The organism is Streptomyces sp. NPDC028314 (assembly GCF_055565795.1).
Genome location: NZ_JBVHTP010000006.1, coordinates 33847 through 58299 on the forward strand (window position 1 = coordinate 33847; position 24453 = coordinate 58299).

Annotated in this window: 20 protein-coding genes, 1 tRNA gene and 1 pseudogene; 7 read left to right on the plus strand and 15 right to left on the minus strand. The window is 74.4% G+C overall.

Annotated elements, in window-relative coordinates; all coding sequences use genetic code 11:
* Window positions 1-78: 78 nt before the first annotated feature.
* From ACZ4TG_RS15630 to ACZ4TG_RS15645, 4 genes are all read right to left on the minus strand, one after another.
* The gene (locus tag ACZ4TG_RS15630; protein ID WP_468162794.1) at window positions 79-1263 is read right to left on the minus strand and encodes an MAB_1171c family putative transporter; all 1185 of its coding nucleotides are present in this window, start codon (window positions 1261-1263) and stop codon (window positions 79-81) included.
* Entirely contained in the window at window positions 1263-2774 is a 1512-nt protein-coding gene (locus ACZ4TG_RS15635) for an NAD(P)/FAD-dependent oxidoreductase (protein WP_468162796.1), read from the minus strand. Before ACZ4TG_RS15635 ends, ACZ4TG_RS15630 begins: the two co-directional genes overlap by 1 nt.
* 94 nt (window positions 2775-2868) lie before the next feature.
* The gene (locus ACZ4TG_RS15640; RefSeq protein ID WP_468162798.1) at window positions 2869-3432 is read right to left on the minus strand and encodes a toxin-antitoxin system, toxin component; all 564 of its coding nucleotides are present in this window, start codon (window positions 3430-3432) and stop codon (window positions 2869-2871) included.
* Complete coding sequence (locus ACZ4TG_RS15645) at window positions 3429-4601, minus strand: hypothetical protein (protein WP_468162800.1); 1173 nt, start codon at window positions 4599-4601, stop codon at window positions 3429-3431. The genes ACZ4TG_RS15640 and ACZ4TG_RS15645 overlap by 4 nt, the downstream gene beginning before the upstream one ends.
* 325 nt (window positions 4602-4926) lie before the next feature.
* Between ACZ4TG_RS15645 and ACZ4TG_RS15650 the strand changes: the two genes are divergently transcribed.
* Window positions 4927-5352, plus strand: a complete 426-nt coding sequence (locus ACZ4TG_RS15650; protein WP_468162802.1) for a hypothetical protein — start codon at window positions 4927-4929, stop codon at window positions 5350-5352.
* Here the strand turns inward: ACZ4TG_RS15650 and ACZ4TG_RS15655 are convergent.
* Together ACZ4TG_RS15655 and ACZ4TG_RS15660 are read right to left on the minus strand one after the other, a co-directional pair.
* A complete protein-coding gene (locus ACZ4TG_RS15655) occupies window positions 5338-6126 on the minus strand; it encodes a helix-turn-helix domain-containing protein (RefSeq protein WP_468162804.1) in 789 nt (262 codons plus the stop codon). The two genes, ACZ4TG_RS15650 and ACZ4TG_RS15655, sit on opposite strands and share 15 nt — an antisense overlap.
* Window positions 6127-6197: 71 nt before the next feature.
* Window positions 6198-8006 carry a hydroxysqualene dehydroxylase gene (locus ACZ4TG_RS15660; protein ID WP_468162806.1) on the minus strand — a complete coding sequence of 603 codons (1809 nt, stop codon included), beginning with the start codon at window positions 8004-8006 and terminating at the stop codon, window positions 6198-6200.
* Window positions 8007-8224: 218 nt separating this feature from the next.
* Here ACZ4TG_RS15660 and ACZ4TG_RS15665 point away from each other — a divergent pair, with 218 nt between their 5' ends.
* Both ACZ4TG_RS15665 and ACZ4TG_RS15670 read left to right on the plus strand, forming a co-directional pair.
* On the plus strand, window positions 8225-8530 hold the full coding sequence (locus tag ACZ4TG_RS15665; protein ID WP_468162808.1) for a 4a-hydroxytetrahydrobiopterin dehydratase: 306 nt from the start codon (window positions 8225-8227) through the stop codon (window positions 8528-8530).
* Window positions 8530-9282 (plus strand): class I SAM-dependent methyltransferase, encoded by a 753-nt coding sequence (locus ACZ4TG_RS15670; protein ID WP_468162810.1) that lies wholly within the window; start codon window positions 8530-8532, stop codon window positions 9280-9282. Before ACZ4TG_RS15665 ends, ACZ4TG_RS15670 begins: the two co-directional genes overlap by 1 nt.
* A gap of 18 nt (window positions 9283-9300) precedes the next feature.
* Here the strand turns inward: ACZ4TG_RS15670 and ACZ4TG_RS15675 are convergent, their stop codons facing one another.
* From ACZ4TG_RS15675 to ACZ4TG_RS15705, 7 genes are all read right to left on the minus strand, one after another.
* The gene (locus ACZ4TG_RS15675; protein ID WP_468162812.1) at window positions 9301-9726 is read right to left on the minus strand and encodes an RICIN domain-containing protein; all 426 of its coding nucleotides are present in this window, start codon (window positions 9724-9726) and stop codon (window positions 9301-9303) included.
* A 20-nt stretch (window positions 9727-9746) separates the two neighbouring features.
* Window positions 9747-10595, minus strand: coding sequence for an aldo/keto reductase (locus ACZ4TG_RS15680; protein WP_468162814.1), 849 nt, complete (start codon window positions 10593-10595; stop codon window positions 9747-9749).
* A gap of 156 nt (window positions 10596-10751) precedes the next feature.
* Window positions 10752-11525: an ABC transporter ATP-binding protein gene (locus tag ACZ4TG_RS15685; RefSeq protein ID WP_468162817.1), complete on the minus strand. Its 774-nt coding sequence runs from the start codon at window positions 11523-11525 to the stop codon at window positions 10752-10754.
* Window positions 11522-14380 carry an ABC transporter permease subunit gene (locus ACZ4TG_RS15690; protein ID WP_468162819.1) on the minus strand — a complete coding sequence of 953 codons (2859 nt, stop codon included), beginning with the start codon at window positions 14378-14380 and terminating at the stop codon, window positions 11522-11524. The genes ACZ4TG_RS15685 and ACZ4TG_RS15690 overlap by 4 nt, the downstream gene beginning before the upstream one ends.
* 10 nt (window positions 14381-14390) lie before the next feature.
* Window positions 14391-15659: an ABC transporter substrate-binding protein gene (locus ACZ4TG_RS15695; RefSeq protein ID WP_468162821.1), complete on the minus strand. Its 1269-nt coding sequence runs from the start codon at window positions 15657-15659 to the stop codon at window positions 14391-14393.
* Between the two features lie 123 nt (window positions 15660-15782).
* The gene (locus ACZ4TG_RS15700) at window positions 15783-17606 is read right to left on the minus strand and encodes an AMP-dependent synthetase/ligase (RefSeq protein WP_468162823.1); all 1824 of its coding nucleotides are present in this window, start codon (window positions 17604-17606) and stop codon (window positions 15783-15785) included.
* A 297-nt stretch (window positions 17607-17903) separates the two neighbouring features.
* On the minus strand, window positions 17904-18755 hold the full coding sequence (locus ACZ4TG_RS15705; protein ID WP_468163430.1) for a LysR substrate-binding domain-containing protein: 852 nt from the start codon (window positions 18753-18755) through the stop codon (window positions 17904-17906).
* A gap of 230 nt (window positions 18756-18985) precedes the next feature.
* Here ACZ4TG_RS15705 and ACZ4TG_RS15710 point away from each other — a divergent pair, with 230 nt between their 5' ends.
* Together ACZ4TG_RS15710 and ACZ4TG_RS15715 are read left to right on the plus strand one after the other, a co-directional pair.
* Complete coding sequence (locus ACZ4TG_RS15710) at window positions 18986-20026, plus strand: bile acid:sodium symporter family protein (RefSeq protein ID WP_468162825.1); 1041 nt, start codon at window positions 18986-18988, stop codon at window positions 20024-20026.
* 9 nt (window positions 20027-20035) lie between these two features.
* Window positions 20036-20461, plus strand: a complete 426-nt coding sequence (locus ACZ4TG_RS15715; RefSeq protein WP_468162827.1) for a (2Fe-2S) ferredoxin domain-containing protein — start codon at window positions 20036-20038, stop codon at window positions 20459-20461.
* A 16-nt stretch (window positions 20462-20477) separates the two neighbouring features.
* On the opposite strand, the gene fdhD is transcribed toward ACZ4TG_RS15715, so the two are convergent.
* Window positions 20478-21305 carry a formate dehydrogenase accessory sulfurtransferase FdhD gene (gene fdhD / locus ACZ4TG_RS15720; RefSeq protein ID WP_468162829.1) on the minus strand — a complete coding sequence of 276 codons (828 nt, stop codon included), beginning with the start codon at window positions 21303-21305 and terminating at the stop codon, window positions 20478-20480.
* 202 nt (window positions 21306-21507) lie between these two features.
* On the opposite strand from fdhD, the gene ACZ4TG_RS15725 reads away from it, so the two are divergent.
* On the plus strand, window positions 21508-22449 hold the full coding sequence (locus tag ACZ4TG_RS15725) for a beta-ketoacyl-ACP synthase III (protein ID WP_468162831.1): 942 nt from the start codon (window positions 21508-21510) through the stop codon (window positions 22447-22449).
* Window positions 22450-22631: 182 nt separating this feature from the next.
* Window positions 22632-22719 (plus strand) — tRNA-Leu (locus ACZ4TG_RS15730).
* 545 nt (window positions 22720-23264) lie between these two features.
* On the opposite strand, the pseudogene ACZ4TG_RS15735 reads toward ACZ4TG_RS15730, so the two are convergent.
* Window positions 23265-23984 (minus strand): annotated as a pseudogene (locus ACZ4TG_RS15735) (IclR family transcriptional regulator domain-containing protein); the annotation flags it as partial.
* Window positions 23985-24453: the final 469 nt, after the last annotated feature.

Sequence of the window (24453 nt, forward strand, 5' to 3'; positions counted from 1 at the left end):
AACGCCCCGGGCCCTTCGGTCCGGGGCGTTCCGCGCCCCGGCCCGCGCCCCGGCCGGACCGCGACCCGGCGCCGGCGGTCAGCGGCCGACCGCCGCCCCGCGGCGGAACTCCGCCACGATGGGCGAGGACCGGAACTCCCGGGCCAGGGCGGCCAGCGGCTGCGGGGCCGGCCGGGGCGGCGCCGGATGCCCCGGCCCGGGGCGCGCGGCCGTACCCGCCCGGTCGGCGGCCGCCCGGCGCCGGCAGGCGGCCGCCAGCATGGCCGCGTCGGCCACCACCGAAGCCGCCGGACCGGTCAGGCCCTGCGCGCACGCGGCCTCGTACGCGGCGTCGCGCACGGCGGGGTCGAACCAGGACGCGAGGGCCAGCAGCCCGTCGTCGATCACCGACTCGCGGTGGATCAGCCGGATCCCGACCGGCGACCACCACGTCAGCGGCACGGTCGTCACGCTGGCCGACGCGAAGCCGCGCAGCGCCCGCCACAGCGGGCGCAGCCGCCGGTACTGGCTGAAGTCCCGCCAGGCCGCCGAGGCGCCGACCAGCGGCACGAGGAAGCCGGCCCCGACCATCAGGGCCGCCGCCGAGGCGAACGGCGGAGCCGCGTACGTGGACAGCCAGTCCCAGTCCCGGCCGGTCCAGCGGGCGCCCACCGCCGCCCACTTCGCGACGAGGTAGCCGATGTCGAGCAGCCCGCCGAGCATGAGCAGCGCCAGCCCGGTGCGCAGCGGCCGCAGCGAGCGGTCGACCCTCAGCATCCACTTCCAGCACAGGGTGCTCAGCGCGGTACTGCCCACGGTGTGCGCCAGCAGGTAGCCGATGATCATCTCGCGCAGCCAGGGCGTGCCGGCGTAGTACGTGTCGAAGTCGCGGAGCCGTTCCACCGGCGCGTCACCGGCCACGAACAGCACGTTGAGCAGGAGCGTGACGGCCGTGAACGCGGCCACCGTCAGCCGGGTGGCCCGCCGCACGCTCTCCGGCGGGCCGCCGGCCCACTGGAGGATCAGCGCGATGCAGGCGCCGGAGAACGCGGTCAGGACGCTGTACACCAGCGGGGCGGCGCAGTTGACGACCCCGGTGACTTCGTTGACCCAGGCGATCGTCGGCGGCGCCGCCAGCGCCATGAGCAGGCAGCCGACCGCCAGCACCGCGCACACCGCCCGCATCAGCGGCTGGTCCCGGGCGCGGCGCAGCGCCGGCAGCTTGATCAGCAGCGCCAGCGCCATGACCGCCCCCGATCCGTAGAGGATCAGGCCGTTCTCCATCAGGGGTGGCGGACGGGGTCGGCGGGGGTGCTCCCGCGGTCGTTCCGGCTGCCGGGGTCGTCCTGGCCGCCGGAGTCGACCGCGGGCTGCTTCCCGGGCCCGCTACCGGCCCCGTCGAGCCCGGCGATGGTCCGCTCGGCAGCGGTGAGCGGGGCCGCCTTGTGGGCGCTGCGGTCGGAGGCCCGCAGCACCCGCCAGAGCACGTCCGGGCGGAACCAGTGGGTGGGCGGGCTGGTCATGGTGATGACCTGGAAGAACGCGGCGGTGAGCGCCTCCTGGGTGGTGGCCCCGGTCATCAGCCGGCTCACGTACCGGGCCACCAGCCGTGCCCCCGGCTTCGGCTTCATGCCGGTGGCGGTCGCCTGCGGGTAGAGCATGTCCTGCGAGGTGGCGAGCTCCCAGGCGGTGGCCACCTGCGGGGCGAGCGCGCGCTGCGCCGCCCGGCCCACGGCGGGCTGCGCCAGCCCCTTCGCGCGCAGCAGGCCGCGTACGGCGAGCAGCCCCTGGGCGGCGACCGTCATGCCCTGCCCGTACAGCGGGTTGAAGGTGGCGACGGAGTCCCCGACGGCGAAGAAGCCCTCGGGCAGGTCGGCCTTCTCGAAGAAGACGCGGCGGTTGGCGGTGCCCTGGGTGACGGCCACGTCCGTGAGCGGCTTCCTGCCGTCCAGCAGTTGCCCGACGATCGGGTCCCGCAGGTCCTTGGCGAACGGGACGAACGCGTCGGGGTCGGCGGTCGGCTGGCCGCCGCGGGTGCCCGACAGGGTGGCCTGCCACTGGCCGTTCTCGATCGGGACGATCGTCGCGGTGCGGCCGGGGACGGGCACGCGCGGGTCCGACTGGACGTTGACGATGGGGAAGCCCATCGCGTGGGCTCCGGCGGGCGCCTCGAAGATCCGGGTCGCGTAGACCAGGCCGGAGTCGACCTCGGCCTGCTCGATGGGCCCCACGCCCAGTTCCTGGAGCCAGGTCCGGGCCCGGGAGCCGCGCCCGCTCGCGTCGACGACGAGGTCCGCGGCCACCAGCCGGCCCTCTTCCTCCGGGGTGTCGACCCGGACTCCGGTGATCCGCGCCGCCGTACCCTCCAGGGCGCGCACCCGGCTCTGCTGGAGGGTGCTCACGCCCTTCAGGCCGGTGACCCGGGTCCGGACCACCGAGTCGAGGAGGTCGCGGCTGCAGGAGATGTTGAACTGCTTCTCCCCGCAGCGCGGGATCCAGCCCTCGGCGGCCTTGGTGACGAGCTCGGTGGGCAGGCTGCGGCGCAGGGCGCCCGCCGCCGTCCAGTCCTCGACGATGCCCGGCAGGATCTCCTCGATGGCACGCGCCCCGCCCGACCACATGACGTGCACGTGACGGCCCTGCGGGAGGCCGCGCCGGGGCGCCGGGCCGTCGGGCAGCGTGTCGGCGTCGATGATCGTGACCCTCGCGTGCTCGGCGAGGACGGCCGCGGCGAGGAGGCCGGCCATGCTTCCGCCGATGACGACGGCGTGGCGGGGCGGGGAAGACTGGGTCATCGTGTGGTGGCTCTCTGTAAGGGCCGCGCGGAAGGCGTCGGCGCAGGTGAAGTGGGAACAGGCCGACGGGACGGGCGCGACGCGCGTGCCGCGCTCAACGGCCCCAGCCGAGCGAGGTCTTGATGCGTGCGATCGCCTCGGGGATCTGCTGCTCCCGGGGCGGTGGCAGGAAGGCCTTGAGGAGCATGCCGAGGTGGAGGCCGAAGGTCTCGGCCCGGATCTCCGCGGGATCCTCCCGGTCGGCGCGGGCCGCGGCCCGGCGGACGACCCCGCTCAGCCCGGAGTCCGTGCGCAGCAGCTCCTGGAGGCCGCCGTGGCGTCCTGTCAGGCGCGCGGCCACCGCCATACCGGGGCCGTGGCCGTCGCAGGTGCCCTCGTCCACGTGCCACAGCTCGTGGCAGGCGATGACGAGCTGGTGTTCGGGGCGGGTCAGCGCCTCCACCACGAGCAGGTCGCGGTCGTCCAGTGCGAGCCAGAGCCCGCTGGCGGTGTCGGGGGGAAAGGGGACCAGGCGCACCTCCAGCGGCCGGCCTCCGCGGCGGCGGGCGTACGCGGAGCAGACGCCCCGGATGATGCCGGGGGCGTCGGTGGGCCCGGTCAGCCGCAGGTCGGCCAGCAGATCGGCGCCGAGCCTGCGCATGGCTCGGGTGGTCCTCATGGCGCGCCCTCCTCGACGGTGCGGCCGACGGCGGTGTGCGGTCGCGCCGCGGCTCCTGGGCCCGCCGCGGGGTGCGCCGCCGCGGGTTCGGCGTGCGGCGCCGCGGGTTCGGGGTGCGGCGCCGCGGGTTCGGGGTGCGGCGCCGCTTCGGGGTGCGCCGCGGGTTCGGCGTGCGGCGCCGCTTCCGGGTCGTCCCCGGGCGGCCGGCCGGCCAGTTGGCCCTCCCGGGCGAGCAGGTCGTCGAGGTGGTCCGCCAGGGACTTCCAGCCGGCGGGGGAGAGCCGTCCGGCGCGGGCGACGATGCTCCGTACGTCGTGCGCCCGCAGCACGGCCAGCATCGGGTTCCCGGCCTCCCGCTCGGCGGACTCCAGCTCGTGCTCGATCCCGGTGAGGGCGGCGGCCAGTGCCTCGGTGTCGTCGGCCAGCAGGAACCCGCCCTCGACGCCGTAGAACCGCTGGATCCCGGCGGCCGCCGCCAGGTTGGGCAGGCCCTCGCCCTGGGCGAGGCGGGTCAGCGACTGCCCCGACGCGTCGAAGGAGCGTGCGATGGCGGTCAGCGAGTGCGGCTGGCCGTCCTCGCGCGGGCGGGTGCGGCGCAGGTGCTCGAAGCGCTGGCGCACCTGTTCGCGGAGGGGGAGTTGGGGCGGGCGGCCGTCGAGGGTGAGGCGGATGGCGTCCGGAGTGATGCCGGTCAGGTGGGAGAGGCGCTCCAGGTCCGGTGCGGCGCCCGCCCCGGCGGGTGCGGTGGCGAGGGCCCGTTCCACTGCGCTCTTGCTGTCGGCGAGCAGGAAGCCCGCGTAGACCCCGAAGAACCGCTGTACGCCCGCCGCGTGGCCCAGCCGGGGCAGGCCGGTGCCCGCGTTGAGGGGGCCCAGGGAGGCCCCGGGTGCGTGGAAGTGCTCGGCTATGGCGGACAGGGACCACTCCCGGCCGTGCTTGTCGCGGCGGGTGCCGCGCAGCCGCAGGAAGCGCCGGTGCACCCGCCGGGTGAGGGGCACTTCGGGGGCCGTGCCCGCCAGCACCGCGGGGATGAGCTCCGGTTCGACCCCGGAGAGGTGGCTGAGCCGTTCCGGGGCGAGCACGCGGGCCGGGTCCCGCCCGTGTCGCCGCGCCAGCTCCGCGACACGGTCCCGGATGGCGGTGAGATCGGGTCGGTCGGCGGCTCGCACCGGGGAATTCTCCGTTGTGTCGACAAGGCGTTCGAGTGGCTGGGCTGCGGGAAGCCTAGCCCGGCGCCCGGCGCCGAACCAGCGGAACCCCAACGTTTCTTGCTGTGCGTCTCAAAAAAAGTTGGCATGCTCCTGGCGCCTTCCCGGAGGCCGCGGGACACGCCCCCGACGCGGCGCCGGCCTCCCGCCCGGCATGACCCGGGAGGTAATCGACTCCGCCCGGCCCCCGTCGGCACAGTGGGGGCACCGGATTCCGGGGCCGCGCACTCGGCTCCGGAATCCGGCACCCCGCCCAAGAACCGACTCCGACGGAGGCTGATCCGCCATGTCCGCAACCCTGCTCGGCAGCATCGCCCACACCACCGAGCCGCAGGCCGTGCTGCGCCGGTTCCTCGCGCTCGACGCCGTGACCACCACCGCCAACGGGCTCGCGTACGCCGCCTTCTCGGCCCCGCTCGGCCGGCTGCTCGGCGTCGGGCAGCCGACCCTGCTCGCACTCGGCCTCTTCCTCACGCTCTACGGGGCGGGGGTCGGGCTGCTGGCCTCCCGGAGCCGGCCCCCGGTCTTCGCGGTGAAGCTCGTCATCGAGGGCAACTGTGCCTGGGCGCTCGCCAGCCTGGCCGCCCTGCTCCTCTGGTTCGCCCCCACCACCGCGGGCACGGTGTGGATCCCGGCGCAGGCGCTCCTCGTCGCCGCCTTCGCGCTCGTGCAGCAGCTGTCGTTGCGGGCGGCGGGCTCAGGAGTCCAGTGAACGCAGGTACTTCACCGTCGCCGGGTCGGCCGGCAGCAGCGTCTCGATGGCCAGCTCGGCGACGGTCACGTCCATCGGCGTGTTGAAGGTGGAGATGGACGACACGAAGGAGAGCAGGTGCCCGTCGTGCTCGATCCGCAGGGGCAGCGCGATGTACGGAACTGCTTCCTCCGGCTCGCTGTCGCCGGGCTGCTCCGCCACCGGGTACGCCGCCACCTCCTCGTACAGGGCCCGCAGCGGCTCCGAACGCGAGAGGGCGAGCTGGCGCCGCATCTGCTCCAGCAGGTGCCCCCGCCACTCCCGCAGGTTGCGGATGCGCGGGGCCAGCCCCTCCGGGTGCAGGGTCAGCCGCATCGCGTTCAGCGGCGGCGCCAGCAGGTGCTGCGGCACCCCCGCCAGCAGCAGCCCGATGCCCCGGTTCGCGGCGACCACGTCGTACGTGGCGTCCACCACCAGCGCCGGATACGGCTCGTAGCCCGCCAGCAGCCGCTCCAGCCCCTCGCGCAGCACGCGCATCGAAGGGTCGTCGAGCGGGGTGTGCGGATACCGGGGGGCGTATCCGGCCGCCAGCAGCAGGGCGTTGCGGTCGCGGACCGGTACGTCCAGCCGGTCCGCCAGCCGCAGCACCATCTCCTCGCTCGGCCGGGAGCGGCCGGTCTCCACGAAGCTGATGTGCCGGGACGAGGAGTCGGCGCGGCCGGCCAGTTCCAGCTGGCTGATCCCGCGCTGCTCCCGCCAGGTGCGGAGCATCGCACCCACGCTCACCGTCGTCATGCCCCGACGTTAGCCCAGCGTCCCCTGCCGCGCCCCGCCCCGGGGGCGGCCCGGCCGTGCCCCCGGCCGCCTCACCCCAGGTCGAAGACGTTCCGGAGCCCGAGCCGGTAGCGCCACAGGTCGTGCCGTTTGGCGGACTCCACCTCCGGCGCCCGGTACAGCGGGCGCACCGTGCACCGGTCCGCCTTCGAACCCTCCCGGTCCAGCAGGGCGTTGACGGCCGCGCGGGCCGAGGCGTTGGCCCCCTCCATCGTCGCGAGGTCGATGTCGACGGAGACGTAGTCCCCGCTGAGGAAGAAGTTGGGGATGCGGGTGGCCGCGCTCGGGCGGTTGTGGAAGGTGCCGGTGGGGTGGATCAGCAACTGGTCCTGGTTGGTGGGGTCCGGGGTGCCGAGCCCGTCCACCCCCGGGTCCAGGAACCACGAGTGGAGCTTGCCGTCCGACAGCAGGGTCTTCCCGGTGTCGTTGAGCGAGGCCTTCAGCTGGGCCCACACCTCGCGGGCGACCTCCTCCCGCGTGCACTGCTTGGCCGTCCTGCCGTACAGGATCCCGGGCTTGTCCCACTCCGAGATGTCCACCGACAGGCAGTCCACGGCCGCCCCGTCCCCGTAGTCGGCGGGGAAGTCGCGGCCCGGCCAGTGCTCGGCCTGCTGGATCGCGGTCAACGACCAGGGGGAGTCGATGCAGTTGAGGTGCCCGTGCACGAGGGGGGCGCGCTCCGTGAGGTAGAACTGGATGCCGGTCATCCAGTCCGTCTCCAGTCTATCGCAGCGGCCCAGCATCGGATCGGCGGCCCGCAGCTCCGCGCTCCAGGTGCGGCGTGCGTGTTCCACGGGCAGGGCGCAGACGTAGTGGTCGGCGGTGACGGTCTGCCGGGCGCCGGCCGGATCCGTGACCACGACCCCGCTGGCACGCCCGCTGCCGTACCGCACCTCCTGCACGGTCCAGCCGATCCTGAACTCCACGCCGAGCGAGCGCAGATGGGCCTCCCAGGGGTCGATCCAGGCCTCGTTGGTGGGCAGGTTCAGGATCCGGTCCGGCGGGCCGTCCGCGCCGCGGCCCAGCAGGTTGAAGACGAAGGCCTCGCCGAGGGTGCCGACCGTCCGGGTCGAGGCCTCCTCGGCCTTGGTCGCCACGATGTTGCGGGTGACGCCGATGGCGAGGATGCGCTGGTACTCGTCCGACATCTGCGCGGCGCGCACGAAGTCCCACCACGGGGTGCGCTCCCAGACCTCGTCGCGCCGCTCGTCGCAGCTGGTGAGGAAGACGAGCGCGCGGTTGACGAAGTACGCCGTCTCGTGCGGGGGCAGCCGGACCAGGGACTGGAGGATCCCGGTCAGCGCGCGGCGCAGCTCCTCCGGGGTCAGCTCGGCGGGGGAGTGGTCGGGCCAGGGGATGGGCGCCCGCAGGTCCTCGCGGCCGGCCGCCCGGGCGAACATCATCTCGCGCGGGGCGACGAGGTTGTCCCAGACGCCGTGGGCGTTACCGGGGAAGGGGATGCGCCGCATGGTGTCCGGCAGGTTGTGGTAGATGCCGGGGATGAAGCGGAAGCCGTGCTCGGCGGGCAGCGGGCGGCGGCCGCCGCGGGCGCTGCCGGGTACGTCCATGCTGCGGGCCTTGCCGCCGAGCGCGCGGCGTTCGTACACCGTGACGGCGTAGCCCCGTTCGGCCAGTTCGTGCGCGGCGGTCAGTCCGGCGACCCCGCCGCCGAGGACCGCGACGCGGCGGCCGTCCGGTGCCGCCGTCGCCCGCGCCGCTTTTGCCGCCGGGCCGGTGCCGGCGGCCGCGGCGGGAGAGGGAGCGGCCCAGGCCCCGGCGGTGGCGGCGCCGCCCGCCGCACCCGCGATGAACGTGCGCCTGGAATTGCCCGTACGAGCCATGCGATGCCCCTTCGATGCCCGCCATGGCGGCCAGCTGCCGCATTACCGGCGGTAACAGTCACGTCCGGCGCAGGAGCATAGGCGTGCCACGCGGGTCACGGAAGGCATCGACGCAGCCGCGCGCACTATGGCGCGAAAGCCTCCCTCCCGCCCGCACTGTGGGAACCTTGACCCCACGTCAGGCGATGTAGCCGACCCAGTCGTGAAGGAGTGTGCGGATGTCGGGCGAGCCGCTTTCCCAGAAGGAGATCGAGGACCGGCTGCGGGAACTCCCCGGCTGGGCCTTCGAGGACGACCGGATCCTGCGCACCTACCGGCTGGGCAGCCATTTCGCGGCCAGCGCGCTCGTCGCCCACATCGCCGCCGTGCAGGACGAGTTGAACCACCACTCGGACCTCACCCTCGGGTACAACACGGTCCGCGTCTCGGTGAACACCCACAGCGCCGGCGACGCCGTGACCGAGACCGACTTCACCCTCGCCGAACGGCTGGAAGCCCTCGCGTCCGCCCACGGAGCCGGCTGATGCCCATACCGCGCCAGCTGCTCGACTACGACGCCGAGGCCGAGGCCTACGACGCCACCCGCGGCGGGACCCCGCGCGCCGAGGCCGCCGCCGCGGCGGTCCTCGGCCTGCTCCCGCCCGCCGCGGCCACCCTCCTCGACCTGGGCTGCGGCACGGGCATCGTCACCGCCCGCCTCGAGCGGCCCGGGCTGCGGGTCCTGGGCGCGGACACCTCGTACGGGATGGCCGCGATGGCGGCGCGCCGCGGGGTCCCGGTGCTGCTCGCCTCCGGGACGCGGCTGCCGGTGCGCGCGGGCTCGCTGGACGCCGTGAGCGCGGTGTGGCTGCTGCACCTGCTGCGCGATCCCGGCGCCGTACGGGAACTGGTCGCCGAGGTCGGCCGGGTGCTGCGGCCCGGCGGGGTGTTCGTCACCACCGTGGACAAGGACGCCGCGCACGACGTCGGCAGCGACATCGACGAGCTGCTCGCGCCGCACCTGACGTCCACCCCGGCCGACGCGTCTGCCGAGGTGGCCGCGTACGCCGCCGAGGCGGGCCTGCTGCCGTACGGCGACGCCCTCTTCGCGGGCCACGGCCAGGGCAGCACCCCGCGCGGCTCGGCCGAGGCGCTGCTGGCCGGGCAGTACGCCTCGCGGGTCCGCCCGCGCGGGATCACCCCGCAGGAGCTGGCGGACCGGCTGGCACTGCTGCCCGACCAGGACGCTCCGCGCCCGGAGCCCACGTACCGCCTCCAGGGCTTCGTACGCGGCTGACGGCCCGGCGGACGGGGTTCACACCGGTTCCAGGCGCCACCACTGCGCGGGCGAGTCGCGGTCCTCGCACTGGAGGGCCCGGCCCTCCTCGTCCGCCTCCAGCGGCAGACCGCTGATACAGGCGATCAGGGATACCACACCGGGATCGTCGAGGTGCTCCTCGATGATCCACTCCTGAGCCCCGAAGGCATTCGCCTTCCACACCTGCACCCGCGTCCCGCTCTCCACCGAGGCGTTCGCGACGTCCAGCCGCCTGCCGTTGTGGACGCTCACCACGTGGAAGATCCCGCCGCCGCTGTGCACCGCCGAGACCTCCCACTCCAGGGCGGCCGCGGGTACGGGCGGGCCGTCCGGCCCCACCCCCACCCGGTTGCCGCTCTCCGCCCGGAGCAGCAGACCGCTGCCCGCGTTGCGGATCCGGTAGACCCCGTCGGCGACGTTCACCCGCACACCCTCACACCGCGTCACATGTCGAAGACGGCCGGGTCCGGCCCGATCCGTCGGCCCGCCGCGCCGGCCCCCAGGGCGTCCAGCGCGGCGAGGTCCCCGGCGTCCAGCTCGAAGCCGAAGACATCCAGATTCTCCCGGATGCGCGCGGGGGTCACGGACTTGGGGATCACGATGTTGCCGAGCTGGACGTGCCAGCGCAGCACCACCTGCGCGGCGCTGCGGCCGTGCTTGGCGGCGACCGCCGTCACGGCGGGCAGGGTGAGCAACTCCTTGCCCTGGCCGAGCGGCGACCAGGCCTCGGTGGCGATGCCGAGACCGGCGTGCAGGGCGCGCAGCTCGGCCTGCGGCAGGAGCGGGTGCAGCTCGATCTGGTTGACGGCCGGGGCCAGTGCGCTCACGGCCTTGAGCCGCTCCAGGTCCTCGGCGCGGAAGTTCGACACGCCGACCGCCCGGGCGCGGCCGCTCGCGGCGATCTCCTCGAAGGTCTGCCAGATGGTGAGGAAGTCGTCGCGCATCGGGCGCGGCCAGTGGATCAGGTACAGGTCGAGCTGGTCGAGGCCCAGCTCGGCGAGCGAACCGTCGAAGGCACGCAGTACTTCGTCGCGGGTCCAGGTCCGGTCCGGGCCGTTCCACAGCTTGGTGGTGACGAACAGTTCCTCGCGCGGCACCCCGGCGGCGGCGATGGCCCGCCCGGTGCCCGCCTCGTTGCCGTAGACGGCCGCCGTGTCGATGCTGCGGTAGCCGGCCTCCAGCGCGGTCGTGACGGCGCGCTCGGCCTCGTCGTCGGGGACCTGCCAGACGCCGAAGCCGAGCTGGGGCATGAGGATGCCGTTGTTGAGCTTGATGCCGGGAACCTGGTTCACGTCGGGTCGTTCCTCGCGGTCGGGAGCACGGGTGCGGTGCGGGCGCGCGTACGGCCGTGCCGGCCGGCCAGTGCTCGTCCGGCAGCGCGCAATACGGCCCGCGAGGGGCCATAACCGGCCACTCGCGGGGCGTATTCCCGCCATTTGGGTGGTTACTCAGGTGGTCCCCAGATAGGCGTCCCGTACGAGCGGGTCCGCCCGTACCTCCGCCGGCGTCCCCTGGGCCAGCACCGCCCCCAGGTCCAGTACGACCACCCGTGCGCAGAGCTCCATCACGAAGGCCACGTTGTGCTCGACCAGCAGCACCGCGCACCCCTCCTCCCCGGCCAGCCGCCGGATGACCGCCGCGAGCCGGTCGCGCTCGGGCGCCGACATCCCGGACGCGGGTTCGTCCAGCAGCAGCACCCGCGGCGGATCGGCCACCGCCCGGGCCAGCTCCACCATCCGGGCCCGGCCGACCGGCAGCCCGCCCGCGTACGAGGTCCCGAGCGCGCCGATCCCGCAGCCCTCCAGCACCCGCGCACCCCGCTCCCGCCGCTCGCGCTCCCGGCGGCGCCGGGCCGGGAACGCGAGCAGATCCGCCGCCGGCCCGCCCCCGCCGCCGCGCCACTCCTGCGCGACGAGCACGTTGTCGGCCACGCTGAGCTGCCCGAACAGCTGCTGCCGCTGAAAGGTCCGGCGTATCCCGTGCCGGGCCCGCCAGACGGGGGAGCGGCGGGTGACGTCCACCCCGTCGAGCAGCATCCGGCCCTGGTCCGGGCGGCGGATCCCCGACAGCACGTCGAACAGCGTGGTCTTCCCGGCCCCGTTCGGCCCGATCAGCCCGCACACCTCCCCGGCCCGGACCCCGAGATCCACCCCGGCCAGCGCGTGCACCCCGCCGAAGCGCACCCCGACCCCGACCGCCTCCAGCACGTAGGGCGCCGTCATCTCACCATCCCCAGATAGGCCTCGGTCAGCCGGTCGGCCTCCACCTCGGCGCGCGGGCCGCACCAGGACACCCGGCCCTCGGAGAGGTAGGCGACGGTGTCGGCGATCCCGAGGATCTCGGCCGCCTTCTCCTCCACCAGCAGCAGCGCGGTACCGGCGTCCCGGAGCTCGGTGAGCAGTTCGTACACCTCGTCCACCACACGCGGCGCCAGCCCCAGCGACGGTTCGTCGGCGATCAGCACCTCGGGCGGACGCTGCAGCAGCGGAGCCAGCGCCAGCATCTGCTGCTCCCCGCCCGACAGCGCCCCGGCCGCCACCCCGCGCCGCTCCCGCAGCCGCGGGAACCGCCCGTAGACGGCGTCCCGTTCCGCCGGGTCCCGCAGGTACAGGGCCAGGTTCTCCTCGATGCTGAGCGAGGGGAAGATGCCCCGCCCCTCGGGCGCGAGCAGCACCCCGGCCCGGGAGCGCCGTACGGGCCCGTCCCGGGTCGCGTCCCGCCCGGCCACGCGGACCCGGCCGCCCTCGACGGGCAGCAGCCCGGCGGCCACCCGGCACGCGGTGCTCTTCCCCGCCCCGTTGGGCCCGAGCACGGCGAGGATCTCCCCGCGCCGCACCACGAGATCCACCCCGCGCAGCACGATCCCCCCGTCATACCCGGCCCGCACCCCGCACAACTCCAACGCCGGCACCCCCGCGTGGGCGCGCCCCTCGCGCGGGCCCGGGAGGCCGGCCGCCTTCTCCGCCTCGTCGGCGTCCGAGGCGCGGGGGTGCGGGGGCGGATCCCCCGCCGGGGTCCGGGCGGACCCCGCGCCCGGGCGGCCGGTCCCGTCCCCGGTACGCGTCCGGGCGCCGGGCGGGGTGGCAGCCGGGGTGGCAGCCGCGCCCGGTGGGCCGGACCCGGCCACGGTGCGCGTCCAGGCCCCGGGCGGGGCACCGGCCGCGTCCCGGGAGCCCCGCCGGCGGGCCATCCGTACCGGAACCGCGGCGCAGTAGCCGTCCGGGTCGTTGGCCAGCGCCAGCCCCGCCAAGCCGAACAGGATCACCGGCAGGTGCACCGACGCCGTCACGTAGTCCGCCATCACCCGCGGGGCGACGGCGAAGACCAGCCCCGCCACCACCGCGTACTGCGGCCTGCGCACACCCGCCGCCACGACCACGGCCAGCCACACCAGCCCCGTCATCGCCGTGAAGTCCGTCGCCGTGATCCGGGTGTTGTACGAGGCGTACATGACGCCCCCGAACCCCGCGAGCCCCGCCGACAGCGTGAACAGCAGCAGCTTCGTCCGCAGCACGGACACGCCGGAGGCCATCGCCGCCGCCGGGGCCGACCGCACGGCCAGCATCGCCCGCCCCGACGGGGAGTTCCGCAGCGCACTCAGCCCGGCGGCCACGGCGGCGACCAGCACCACCAGAGCCACCCCCAGGGCCCGGTCGTCAGAGAGGTCCACCGGCCCGAACACCGGCCGGGGGATCGACCACCCGGAGTCGCCGTTGCGCAACCACCGCAGCTGGAAGAGGACCTGGTCGGCCAGGAACGCCAGCGCCAGCGTCGCCAGCGCCAGCGACCTGCCGCCCAGCCGCAGCGCCGGCAGGGCGACCAGCGCCCCCAGTACGGCGGCCACGCACGTGCCCACGGCCAGCGCGGCCACGAACGGCCAGCCCCGGCTCATCAGCAGCCCGGCCACCAGCGCCGCCCCGGTCACGAAGGTGGCCTGGGCCAGGGAGACCATCGCGCCGAGCCCGGTCACCACGGTGAAGGACATGAACACCAGGGCGATGGCCAGCCCCTGCGCGAGCAGCCCGCTCCAGAACGGCGTCGTCACGGTGTACAGCGCCACGCACAGCAGCCCCGCGGCCACCGCCCACACCCCCCACCGCCGCCCCCACGCGGCCCCCGCCAGATGGTCCACCGGCGGGGCGTCCACGGCGGCGGTCCCGGCCGCCCGCGCCCGCCGGGTCAGCACCAGCAGGCCGCCGAACAGGATCAGGAACGGCACCGCCGTCCGGAACCCGGTGATCCCCTCGGCGAAGGACGCGTACCCGGCGACCAGGTTCTGCAGGACCCCGAGCCCCAGCCCGCCCGCGAACGCCAGCGGCACCGAGGCGAACCGCCCGATCACGGCCGCCGTGGCCGACACGAACAGGAACAGGGTGAAATCGTGCGCGGACAGCCCCAGCAGCGGCGTGGCCAGCACCCCGGCGAGCCCCGCCAGCCCGGATGCGATCATCCACGCCACCGACGACAGCCGGTCGGCGCTGATACCGCGCAGCTCGGTCAGCGTGCGGTTGTCGACGGCCGCCCGCAGCCGCAGCCCCAGCCGGGTGTGCCGCATCAGCACCCACAGCGCCACCGCGACGACCGCCGTCACCACCCAGGTGATCAGCTGGTCGGAGTCGATCCCGACCCCCTCGGCGAGCTGCCAGGACTTCGCCGGGCTCGGCCCCACCCCCGGCAGACCGAACTGGTTCTCGGCGGGCTTCACGGGCGCGCCCGCGTCCCCCAGCAGCTCGACCGCCCACAGGCCCGCCGCCGGCAGGGCCACCAGCAGCCCGATGGTCGCCACGATCTGCGCGGTCTCCCCGACCCGCGCGAGCCGGCGGAACATCAGCCGGTCCAGCCCCCACCCGATCCCGGGGGCCACGGCGAACACCACCAGCAGCGCCGCCGGTACGGCCGGCCAGCCCAGCCCGGAGTGCAGCTCGTAGAAGGTGAGCGCGCACAGGTAGGCGGTGGCCCCGTGCGCGAAGTTGAACAGCCCGGACGCCGAGTACGACAGCACCAGCCCGGTGGCCAGCAGTGCGTACAGGGCGCCGGAGACCAGACCGCTCAGCACGAAGACGAGCAGATCTCCCATGCCGCGCGCCCTACTTGAAGGGGATGGGTTCGTGGCACTGGAACGGCACGGCGACCTCGTACGCCCCGTTCTTCAGCTGTACGAGGGCCCCGCAGCCGAAGCTGTCCTTCTGCCCCTTGGGCTCGGCCCGGTCGCCGACCAGCGTGCCGGTGTCGGAGAAGCTCTGCGCGGCGGCCTGGAAGGATTCGACGGTCAGGTCCCTGCCGGCCTTCTGCGCGACGGAGACGAACAGGTCGGCCGACATGTACCCGGTCAACATGTGCATGTTCAACGGGACTTCCTGGCCTTCCGAGGCCGCCTTGATGTCCGCCTTGAACTGCGCCATCTTCGGGTTCGCCGACTCGAACGGCTCGAACTGGAGCAGTACGTAGACCCCGTCCAGAGCCTGCTTGGTGGCGTCCTTCGCGAGCAGGCCCGGGTCGTAGTCGGTCGGGTCGGAGAGCACTCCCTTGTAGCCGCTGCGCTTGAGCGCGGTGAACAGCCCGATGTTGTTGGGAGTCTGCATGACGGAGACGACGGCGTCCGGAGCCTTGCCGTCGTTGCTCTCCAGGATCTCCTTCACGTACGCCGACCAGTCGCTGGGCACGGCGGTGCCGGGGACGGAGGCCTTGGCGTAAGGCACCTTGAACCCGGCGCTGGCGAAGCCCTGTTGGAAGGTCCGTACCCCGAACTTCCCGGCGTCGCTGTCGTTGGCGATGATCGCGACAGACTTGCCCCGGGCCCCGCCGAGGACCTGCCCGATGCCCTCGGGCCAGGTCTGGTTGAGGGTGCCGCCGGGGGTGGGGACGAGGCAGCCGTTGAATCCGTAGATGTACTTGGGGCCGCAGAAGGAGGGGAGCGTGCCCCAGCCGAAGGTGGGGACCTTCTCCTGCTCCAGGAAGTCCGCCCCGGAGAAGGTGACCGAGCTCATCGGGGAGACCGCGAAGACCTTGTCCTGCTGGACGAGCTTGCGGGCGGCGGCCGTGTTCTTGCCGGGGTCCTGGCCGTCGTCCTCCGCGCCGATGTAGTCGATCCTGCGCCCGTTGATCCCGCCCTCGGCGTTGGCCCGCTGGTACCGGGCCTTGGCGCCGAGGTCGGTGTCCTTCTTGCTGTAGCCGCTGGCGCTGGTCATGGACACGATGCCGCCGACCTTGACGGAGTCGGCGCTCACCCCGCGCGTGTTCCCGGGTGCGTCGCCCGGCCCGGTCGGGGAGGTGCCGTTGGTGGAGGCGGAGTTACAGGCGGAGACGAGTACGAGGGCCGCCGCCGCGGCGGCGAGGGCGCGGATAGGTCGCAGCATGTGGGAAAGCCCCTCCGGTCGGAATCCCCGCATTCTGTGCGTGACCTGACGCACCGTCAATACGGCCGACCAACCGAAATGACAGACCGTCAGATTCCTTGGGAGGGGTCCGGGCCGGCCCCGTCAGTCCTGGTACAGGGCCGCGACCTCCGTCGCGTACGCCTTCTCGATCGCCCGCCGCTTCAGCTTCAGCGACGGCGTCAGCAGCCCCCGCTCCTCCGTGAACTGTTCCGCCAGCACCCGGAACGTGCGGATCGCCTCCGCCTGGGAGACCAGGGTGTTGGCCGCCACCACCGCGCGGCGGACCTCCGCCGTCAGGTCCGGGTCGTGTATGACCCGTGCCGCCGCCTGCTGCGGCAGCCCCCGCATCGACAGCCAGTGCGCGACCCCCTCCATGTCCAGGGTCAGCAGCGCCGCGATGTACGGCCGGTCGTTGCCCACCAGCACGCACTGCGACACCAGCGGATGCGAACGCACCCGCTCCTCCAGGTCCGTCGGGGAGACGCTCTTCCCGTTGGAGGTCACCAGGATCTCCTTCTTGCGCCCGGTGATGGTCAGGTACCCGTCCTCGTCGAGGCGCCCCAGGTCCCCGGTCGCCAGCCAGCCGCCGCGCAGCACCTCCTCCGTGCCGCGCGGATCGTTCAGGTATCCGGAGAAGACGTTGGGGCCGTGCAGCCAGACCTCCCCGTCGTCCGCGATGTGCACCGTGGCGCCCGGGATCGGCGGACCCACCGTGCCGTACTTCGTCGCCCCCGGCGGGTTCGCGGTCGCCGCCGCGCAGGACTCCGTCAGCCCGTACCCCTCGAACACGGTGACTCCGGCGCCGTCGAAGAACAGCCCCAGCCGCCGCGCCATCGCGGAACCCCCCGACATCGCGTGCCGCACCCGCCCGCCCATCGCCTCGCGGACCTTCCCGTACACCAGCTTCTCGAAGAGCTGGTGTTCCATCCGCAGTCCGGCCGAGGGGCCCGGCCCCTTGCCGAACGCCTTCTGCGCACGCGCCTCGGCGTACCGCACGGCCGTCTCCACGGCCCGGTCGAAGGGGCCCGTGCGCCCCTCCGCCTCCGCCTTGCGGCGGGCCGCCGCGAACACCTTCTCGAAGACGTACGGCACCCCCAGCACGAAGGTCGGCCGGAACGCGGCCAGATCCGGCAGCAGTTCGGCGGCCGCCAGCACCGGCTGGTGCCCGAGCTTCACGCGGGCCCGGACGGCCGCCACCTCCACCATCCGCCCGAAGACGTGCGCGAGCGGCAGGAAGAGCAGGGTCGACGGCTGCTCGCCCGGCCCGGCCTGGAAGACCGACTCCCAGCGGGTGACGAGGGTGTCGGCCTCGAACATGAAGTTGGCGTGGGTCAGTACGCAGCCCTTGGGCCGGCCCGTGGTCCCCGAGGTGTAGATGACCGTGGCGATCGCGTCCGGCGTCACCGCGGCCCGGTGCCGGTGCACCACGTCGTCCGCGACCCCGCCCCCGTCCTCGAACAGCCCGGCCACCGCGCCGGCGTCGAGCTGCCACAGCCTGCGCAGGTGGGGGAGCCGTTCGATGACCGAGCCGACGGTCATGGCCTGGTCCTCGTTCTCCACGACGCACCCGGTGCACGAGGAGTCGTACAGGATCCAGTGCACCTGCTCGGCGGAGGAGGTCGGGTAGACGGGCACCGGCTGGGCACCGATCGCCCAGAGGGCGAAGTCGAACAGGGTCCACTCGTACCGGGTCCGGGACATCACCCCCACCCGGTCCCCGAACCGGATGCCCTGGGCCAGCAGCCCCTTCGCGAGCGCGAGGACCTCACCGGCCAGCTCCCGGGAGGTGACGTCCCGCCAGACCCCGTCCGTCTTGCGGCCGAGCACCACCCGGTCGGGATCCTGCCGGGCATGCTGGAAGACGACGTCGGCCAGCCCGCCCGACGGCGCGCCTGTGACCACGGGTGGGACGGTGAACTCGCGCAAGGGCCCGCTCCTCTCCGCGCAGTTTCGCTCCGCACGGCGCCGGTGACGGTACCCCAAGCAGGGGCCCGGCGGCAGGCTGTCGGAACATCCGATACGAAGCCATCACCACTGGTCAGGGCGGTGGGCGCGGCGCCACGGGAGATCGGCCGGGCGGGGGCGGGAGTTCGGGCGCGGATCTCCACGGGATCTGCGCGGGGCACGCACCCGGACTCCATGCCCGCGCGCCGGGTCCCGGCGGGCCGGGGGCGGCGCCGCCGACCGGCGCGCCGGGGGCTGGCGATGCCGGGGCCGGCGCCGTCAGGCCGGCCGGCTCAGCCGGTCGCCGCCCGAGAGGACCGCCGCCGCCAGGGCCTCCGCGGCCGGGGCCGGCCGCCTCCCCTGGAGCAGCGCGAACTCCACCGGCCCCAGCTCCGGAAGCCCGCCCACCCGCACCAGCCCCGGCGGGATCAGCCCCCGGGTGTGCGCCATCACCCCGAGCCCCGCGCGGGCCGCCGCGATGAGACCGCTCAGGCTGCCGCTCGTACAGGCGATCCGCCACGCCCGGCCCTCCCGCTCCAGCACCTCCAGCGCCCGGGCCCGGGTGATCCCCGGCGGCGGGAAGACGATCAGCGGAACGGGTCGCTCCGGATCCACCCGCAGCCCCTCCGCCCCGATCCACACCATCCGGTCGCGCCACACCAGCCGGCCCCGCTCGTCCCCGGGCCCGCGCCGCTTGGCCAGCACCAGGTCCAGACGCCCCGCGTCCAGCCGCTCGTGCAGGGTGCCCGACAGCTCGACCGACAGCTCCAGATCGACCTCGGGGTGCTCGTGCCGGAACCCCTCCAGGATCTCCGGCAGCCGCGTCAGCACGAAGTCCTCCGAGGCCCCGAAGCGCAGCCGCCCGCGCAGCCTGGTCCCGGTGAAGAAGGCCGCCGCCCGTTCGTGCGCCTCCAGGATCGTGCGCGCGAAGCCCAGCAGCGCCTCCCCGTCCTCGGTCAGCTCCACGCTGTGCGTGTCCCGGAGGAAGAGCGGCCGCCCGGTGGCCTCCTCCAGCCGCCTCACGTGCTGGCTGACGGTGGACTGCCGTACGCCGAGCCGCCCCGCGGCCTGGGTGAAGCTGAGGGTCTGGGCGACCGTGAGGAAGGTGCGCAGCTGAACCGGGTCGTACATGCCGTTCATGGGGGCATGCTATTGCGGTTCGTGATGGCAGTCAGTTCGGTGTACGGGTTTCCCGATGACCGCCGCACCCCCGACGATGAGGGGAAACCCCGGGCTCCGCGCGCCCCCGCCCCGGCCCCCGTCCCATCCGCGCCCGGCGCCCGGAGCCCGGAGCCCGCCGTCCCGCAAACCGTCCCTGTCCCCGTCCCCGTCCCGAGAGCAGAAGAGCGAGCCCCCCGCCCATGCGACGCCCCCACATACCCGCCCGGCTGCCCCTGGACCCGTACGTCCTGGCCCTCCTCGCCACCGTCGGCCTCGCCGCCCTGCTCCCCGCCCGCGGACCGGCCGCGACCGTCGCCGAAGGCGCCTCCACCGCCGCCGTCGCCCTGCTCTTCTTCCTCTACGGCGCCCGGCTCTCCACCCGCGAGGCCCTCGACGGCCTGCGCCACTGGCGGCTCCACCTCACCGTGCTCGCCTGCACCTTCGTGCTCTTCCCGCTGCTCGGCCTGGCCGCCCGCGGCCTCGTCCCCAACGTCCTCACCTCCCCGCTCTACAGCGGTCTGCTCTTCCTGTGCCTGGTCCCCTCCACCATCCAGTCCTCCATCGCCTTCACCTCGATCGCCCGGGGCAACGTCCCCGCCGCGATCTGCGCCGGCTCCTTCTCCAGCCTCGCCGGCGTCTTCCTCACCCCACTGCTCGCCGCCGGGCTGCTCGGCAACAGCGCGGGCGGGTTCTCCCTCGACTCCCTGCGCGGGATCGCCCTCCAGCTGCTGCTGCCCTTCCTCCTGGGCCAGCTCCTGCGCCGCTGGGTCGGCGGGTTCCTCGTCCGCAACAAGAAGGTGCTGGGCTACGTCGACCGGGGCTCGATCCTGCTCGTCGTCTACGCCGCCTTCAGCGCGGGCATGGCCGCGGGCATCTGGCACCAGGTCAGCGTCCCGCGCCTCGGCGCCCTGCTGGCGGTGGAGGCCGTACTCCTCGCCGTCATGCTCCTGGTCAGTTGGTACGGGGCGAAGCGCCTCGGATTCGGCCGCGAGGACCGCATCACCATCCAGTTCGCCGGGTCGAAGAAGAGCCTCGCCGCCGGACTCCCCATGGCCAGCGTGCTGTTCGGAGCCCAGGCGAGCCTCGCGGTGCTCCCGCTCATGCTGTTCCACCAGATGCAGCTGATGGTCTGCGCGGTGCTGGCCCGCCGGCGCGCCCAGGACCCCGTCGCCGAACTCCCCGCCGAACATGTGGCGGAGGTCTCCCCGCCGGTCCAACACCCCGCTCCACGCGCCCGGTAACGTGCGGCGGTGACCTGGATACGCCCGCTCGCCGCCCACTCCGAACGCCCCTGCACCCTGGTGGTGTGCCGGGGCTGCTGCTGTGGGGACCCCCGCAAGAACCCCGGCTCCGACCACGCCGGCCAGCTGGCCCGGCTGCGCGAGGCCGCGGCCGCCTCCGGGGGCCGGCTGGCCGTCCGTACGAGCGAATGCCTCGGCCCCTGCGCCCAGGCCAACGTCATCGTGGTCCAGCCCACCAGCGAGGCCCGCCGCAGGGGAGCCCGGGCCACCTGGTTCGGCTGGGCGCTGGACGACACCGCGACCGACGAGATCATCGCCTGGGCCGAGTCCGGCGGCCCCGGCGCCACCCCGCTCCCGGCCACCCTCGACCTGCACCGCATCGACCCCCCGGAGCCGAAGCCGGCCACGACCCGCCGGGGCCGCCGGAACCGCTGAGTCCGCCCCGCGGCCGCTACAGCGTGATGCGCTCCTCGCCCGCGTAGATGTTCATGTCGGGCCCCCGCAGGAAGCCCACCAGCGTCAGCCCCGACTCCACCGCCAGGTCCACCGCGAGCGAGGACGGCGCCGAGACCGCCGCCAGGACCGGTATCCCGGCCATCACGGCCTTCTGCGCGAGCTCGAACGAGGCCCGGCCGGACACCAGCAGCACCGCGCCCGTCAGCGGCAGCCGCCCGGCCTGCAGCGCCCGCCCGACGATCTTGTCCACGGCGTTGTGCCGTCCCACGTCCTCCCGTACGTCGAGCAGCTCGCCCTGCGCCGAGAACAGCCCGGCGGCGTGCAGCCCGCCCGTCCGGTCGAAGACCTTCTGGGCCGCACGCAGCCGGTCCGGCAGCCCGGTGAGGAGGTCCGCGGTCACCCGTACCGGGTCCGCGCCGGTCCCCGGGAAACGGGTCGCCGTGCGCACCGCGTCCAGGCTGGCCTTGCCGCACAGCCCGCAGGAGGAGGTGGTGTAGACGTTGCGCTCCAGGGTGATGTCCGGCACCGGCACCCCGGCCGCGAGCTGTACGTTGACCACGTTGTAGGTGTTCGACCCGTCCTCGGTGGCGCCCTCGCAGTAGGTGACGGCCTGGACGTCCGAGGCGCGCGCCAGCACGCCCTCACTGACCAGGAAGCCGACGGCCAGTGCGAAATCGTCGCCCGGCGTGCGCATCGTGATGGCCAGCGGCTTCCCGTTCAGCCGGATCTCCAGCGGCTCCTCGGCCACCAGCGTGTCCGGCCGGGACCCGGCCACCCCGCCGCGGATCCGGACGACACGACGGCGTTCGGTGACCCGTCCCATGTGATCAGTCCACCGTTCTGTCCTCTTCGTGCTGTTGACGGGCCCATTCTCGCGGATCCGTCGCCGATCACGCCCCCGGCAGGAGGATCCTCGGAATTCTCCAAATTCAGGCCCCTTAATCCTGTTGGGTCACACGCACCCGTACCCATCGGTAGCAGGAGAAGCTGGGTGATCCTGACTGTCGACGAGGGGAACCCCGCCCATGACCGGTTCACGCGTGGTGGCGCTAGGGCACTACCAGCCCGCGAAAGTGCTCACCAACGAGGACCTCGCGGCCATGGTCGACACGAACGACGAGTGGATCCGGTCCCGGGTCGGCATCAGGACGCGCCACGTCGCGGGTCCCGACGAGCCCGTCGACGAGCTGGCCTACCAGGCCGCCGGCAAGGCCCTCGCGAGCGCCGGCCTGACCCCCGACGACATCGACCTCGTCCTGGTGGCCACCTCCACCGCGATCGACCGTTCGCCCAACATGGCCGCCCGCGTCGCCGCCAAGCTGGGCATGGGCGGCGCCCCCGCCGTCATGGACATCAACGTCGTCTGCTCGGGCTTCACCCATGCCCTGGCGACCGCCGACCACGCCATCCGGGCCGGCGCCGCCACCCGCGCGCTCGTCATCGGCGCCGACAAGATGACCGAGATCACCGACTGGACCGACCGCACGACCTGCGTACTGACGGGCGACGGCGCGGGTGCGGCCGTGGTCGAGGCCTGCGAGGAGCCCGGCATCGGCCCGGTCCTGTGGGGCTCGGTGCCGGAGATGGGACACGCGGTCCGGATCGAGGGCTCGCCCCCGGTCTTCGCGCAGGAGGGCCAGTCCGTCTACCGCTGGACCACCAGCCAGCTCCCGCCGCTCGCCCGCAAGGTCTGCGAGAAGGCCGGGATCACCCCCGAGGAACTGGCCGGCGTCGTACTGCACCAGGCCAACCTGCGGATCATCGAGCCGCTCGCCGCGAAGATCGGCGCCGTGAACGCCGTCGTCGCCCGGGACGTCGTCGACTCCGGGAACACCTCGGCCGGCAGCATCCCGATGGCCCTCTCGAAGCTGGTCCAGCGCGGCGAGATCCCCTCCGGCGCCCCGGTCCTCCTCTTCGGCTTCGGCGGCAACCTCTCGTACGCCGGCCAGGTCATCCGCTGCCCGTAGCCCGACCCGCCCGCTCCGCACCCCCTGCGGCGAGACGCTCCGTCTCGTCATGGCCGCGGGGGCATGCCCGCAGGTCAGCGCGGCGCGTCGGATCCCCCCGGCGCCGAATACCTGGTCGGAACCACGTCGATCCCCTGCTATTGTTGTCCATGTCGCCGCGGGAAACCGGGGCCGACCACCTGGTCCGGGTGGCGGAATGGCAGACGCGCTAGCTTGAGGTGCTAGTGCCCTTTATCGGGCGTGGGGGTTCAAGTCCCCCCTCGGACACCAGCAAGAAGACCCCACTCCGGTGGGGTTTTTTGCGTTGTGCGCCATCAGGGCCATGAACGGGCCCCGGGGGAGTTGACCTGGAACGGCTTCACCGCGGCGCAGGGCCCCCGCACACCTTCGACCTCTGCCGGCACGAAAACGGAGTTCCGGCGGCGTAGGACACCGCAGGGGCCCCCGCCGCCGGCGGGTCAGGCCTCGCAGGTCCCCAGCACCACCAGTCCGCCCGGGGTGGGCAGGCTGCCGGGTGTGAGCGGGGCGAAGGTGTGGGGCAGCGACAGCCGGGGCTGGTCGGCGTCGTCCGGGGCGGCGGCGAACAGGTAGGCGGCCGCCGTGGCCGGGTCGCTCACCAGGTGCGGGCCGTCCGGGGCGGCGCCGGCGCTGCCGGTGAGGGGGGTGCGGAACAGCTTGCGCAGGTGCCGCAGGGTCTCCGGGGTGATACCGGTCGGCGAGGGTGCGGGGGCCGCCGGAAGGGGGGCGTCCGCCCTGGGCCCCGGGATCTCGGCGGCGGCCGGGACGGCGGGGGCGTCCGGCGGGATGGCGCCGGACAGGAGCAGGGCGAGGAGGACCGGGACGGCCTTGCGGCGCAGGGCCTCGGTGGCGTGCCCGAGCCGGTGGGCGTGGGCCGCGGGCAGGGAGAGCGCGAGGCTCCCGGCGGCGTCGCCCGTCGCGATCGGGACCGCCGAGCAGACGACCCCGGGGGAGTACTCGCGCAGGTCGAAGACGGGGGCCCCCGGGGCCAGCGCGTCGAGGGCGCTGAACAGCAGCCGGCTGTCGGTGATGGTGTGCGGGGTGAGCCGGGTCGGGCGGTGCCGGGCCACGTGGTCGGCGCGGCGGTCGTGGTCGAGCTGGGTCAGCAGGCACTTCCCGACGGCGCTGGCGTGCGCGGCCGCCCGGAAGTCCACCCACTCCCGCACCGGCGGGGTCCCCGGCCCGTCCGCCATCTGGGTGATGCGGACCTCGCCCTCCGCGTACCGGCTCAGGTAGACGGCGGCGCCCGCGCTGTCCCGCGCCAGGGCCAGGGTGCGCTGGAGCTGGCCGGCCAGCCCCGCGCCCCCCGGGGCGGCGAGCCGGCCCAGGGCCGCGCCGCGGGCGTAGACCCCGGCGGCGGGGCGGCACGCGTACTCCTCGTCGCACAGCATCGACAGCAGCGGCCCGAGTTCCGCCTCGGCCAGGCCCGCCTCCCGGCCGAGCTGGGAGGCCCGTACGCCCAGCGGATGCCGTTCGAGGACCCGTACGACGGCCAGCGCGCGGCGCGCATGCGCCAGGGCCTCGCCGGTGCCCGTACCGGCCGCGCCCGAGCGGGCGGCCGCCGTCAGGGACGGGTGGCGCAGCGGGCCGGTACCCAGCCGGGTCGGCTCGGAGGCGGCCGCGGGGGGCCGGAACGCGGCCAGTACCGAGGCCAGCCCCGGCCTGGGCAGCGGCACCGGGCCCAGATCGGGGTCGTCGAGCTGGTCGACGTAGCGCAGGACGGCCGCCTGCGCGCACAGCCGCACCTCCCGCAGGTCCCGGCGGCCGCCCGGCCGGTAGCCGCGCCGGCCCAGCTCCAGCGCCCAGACGCGGGCGTCGTGGTGTTCGCCGCGGCGGGAGTGGTCGAGGAAGAGGCAGTACGCGGCCGCAGCGGTGCGCGCCCGCCCGGAACCGGCGGCGAACTGCCACCAGAACCGGGCCCCTTCGCGCAGCCCGGACAGGTGCAGCAGGCAGCCGAAGACCACCGCGCCGGCCAGGTCGGTGTGC

Excerpts from the sequence above, each read along its gene's own strand:
- ACZ4TG_RS15630 (WP_468162794.1), bottom strand. The coding sequence starts at position 1,263 with ATGGAGAACGGCCTGATCCTCTACGGATCGGGGGCGGTCATGGCGCTG.
- ACZ4TG_RS15635 (WP_468162796.1), bottom strand. The coding sequence starts at position 2,774 with ATGACCCAGTCTTCCCCGCCCCGCCACGCCGTCGTCATCGGCGGAAGC.
- ACZ4TG_RS15640 (WP_468162798.1), bottom strand. The coding sequence starts at position 3,432 with ATGAGGACCACCCGAGCCATGCGCAGGCTCGGCGCCGATCTGCTGGCC.
- ACZ4TG_RS15650 (WP_468162802.1), top strand. The coding sequence starts at position 4,927 with ATGTCCGCAACCCTGCTCGGCAGCATCGCCCACACCACCGAGCCGCAG.
- ACZ4TG_RS15655 (WP_468162804.1), bottom strand. The coding sequence starts at position 6,126 with ATGACGACGGTGAGCGTGGGTGCGATGCTCCGCACCTGGCGGGAGCAG.
- ACZ4TG_RS15660 (WP_468162806.1), bottom strand. The coding sequence starts at position 8,006 with ATGGCTCGTACGGGCAATTCCAGGCGCACGTTCATCGCGGGTGCGGCG.
- ACZ4TG_RS15665 (WP_468162808.1), top strand. The coding sequence starts at position 8,225 with ATGTCGGGCGAGCCGCTTTCCCAGAAGGAGATCGAGGACCGGCTGCGG.
- ACZ4TG_RS15670 (WP_468162810.1), top strand. The coding sequence starts at position 8,530 with ATGCCCATACCGCGCCAGCTGCTCGACTACGACGCCGAGGCCGAGGCC.
- ACZ4TG_RS15685 (WP_468162817.1), bottom strand. The coding sequence starts at position 11,525 with ATGACGGCGCCCTACGTGCTGGAGGCGGTCGGGGTCGGGGTGCGCTTC.
- ACZ4TG_RS15690 (WP_468162819.1), bottom strand. The coding sequence starts at position 14,380 with ATGGGAGATCTGCTCGTCTTCGTGCTGAGCGGTCTGGTCTCCGGCGCC.
- ACZ4TG_RS15695 (WP_468162821.1), bottom strand. The coding sequence starts at position 15,659 with ATGCTGCGACCTATCCGCGCCCTCGCCGCCGCGGCGGCGGCCCTCGTA.
- ACZ4TG_RS15705 (WP_468163430.1), bottom strand. The coding sequence starts at position 18,755 with ATGTACGACCCGGTTCAGCTGCGCACCTTCCTCACGGTCGCCCAGACC.
- ACZ4TG_RS15710 (WP_468162825.1), top strand. The coding sequence starts at position 18,986 with ATGCGACGCCCCCACATACCCGCCCGGCTGCCCCTGGACCCGTACGTC.
- fdhD (WP_468162829.1), bottom strand. The coding sequence starts at position 21,305 with ATGGGACGGGTCACCGAACGCCGTCGTGTCGTCCGGATCCGCGGCGGG.
- ACZ4TG_RS15725 (WP_468162831.1), top strand. The coding sequence starts at position 21,508 with ATGACCGGTTCACGCGTGGTGGCGCTAGGGCACTACCAGCCCGCGAAA.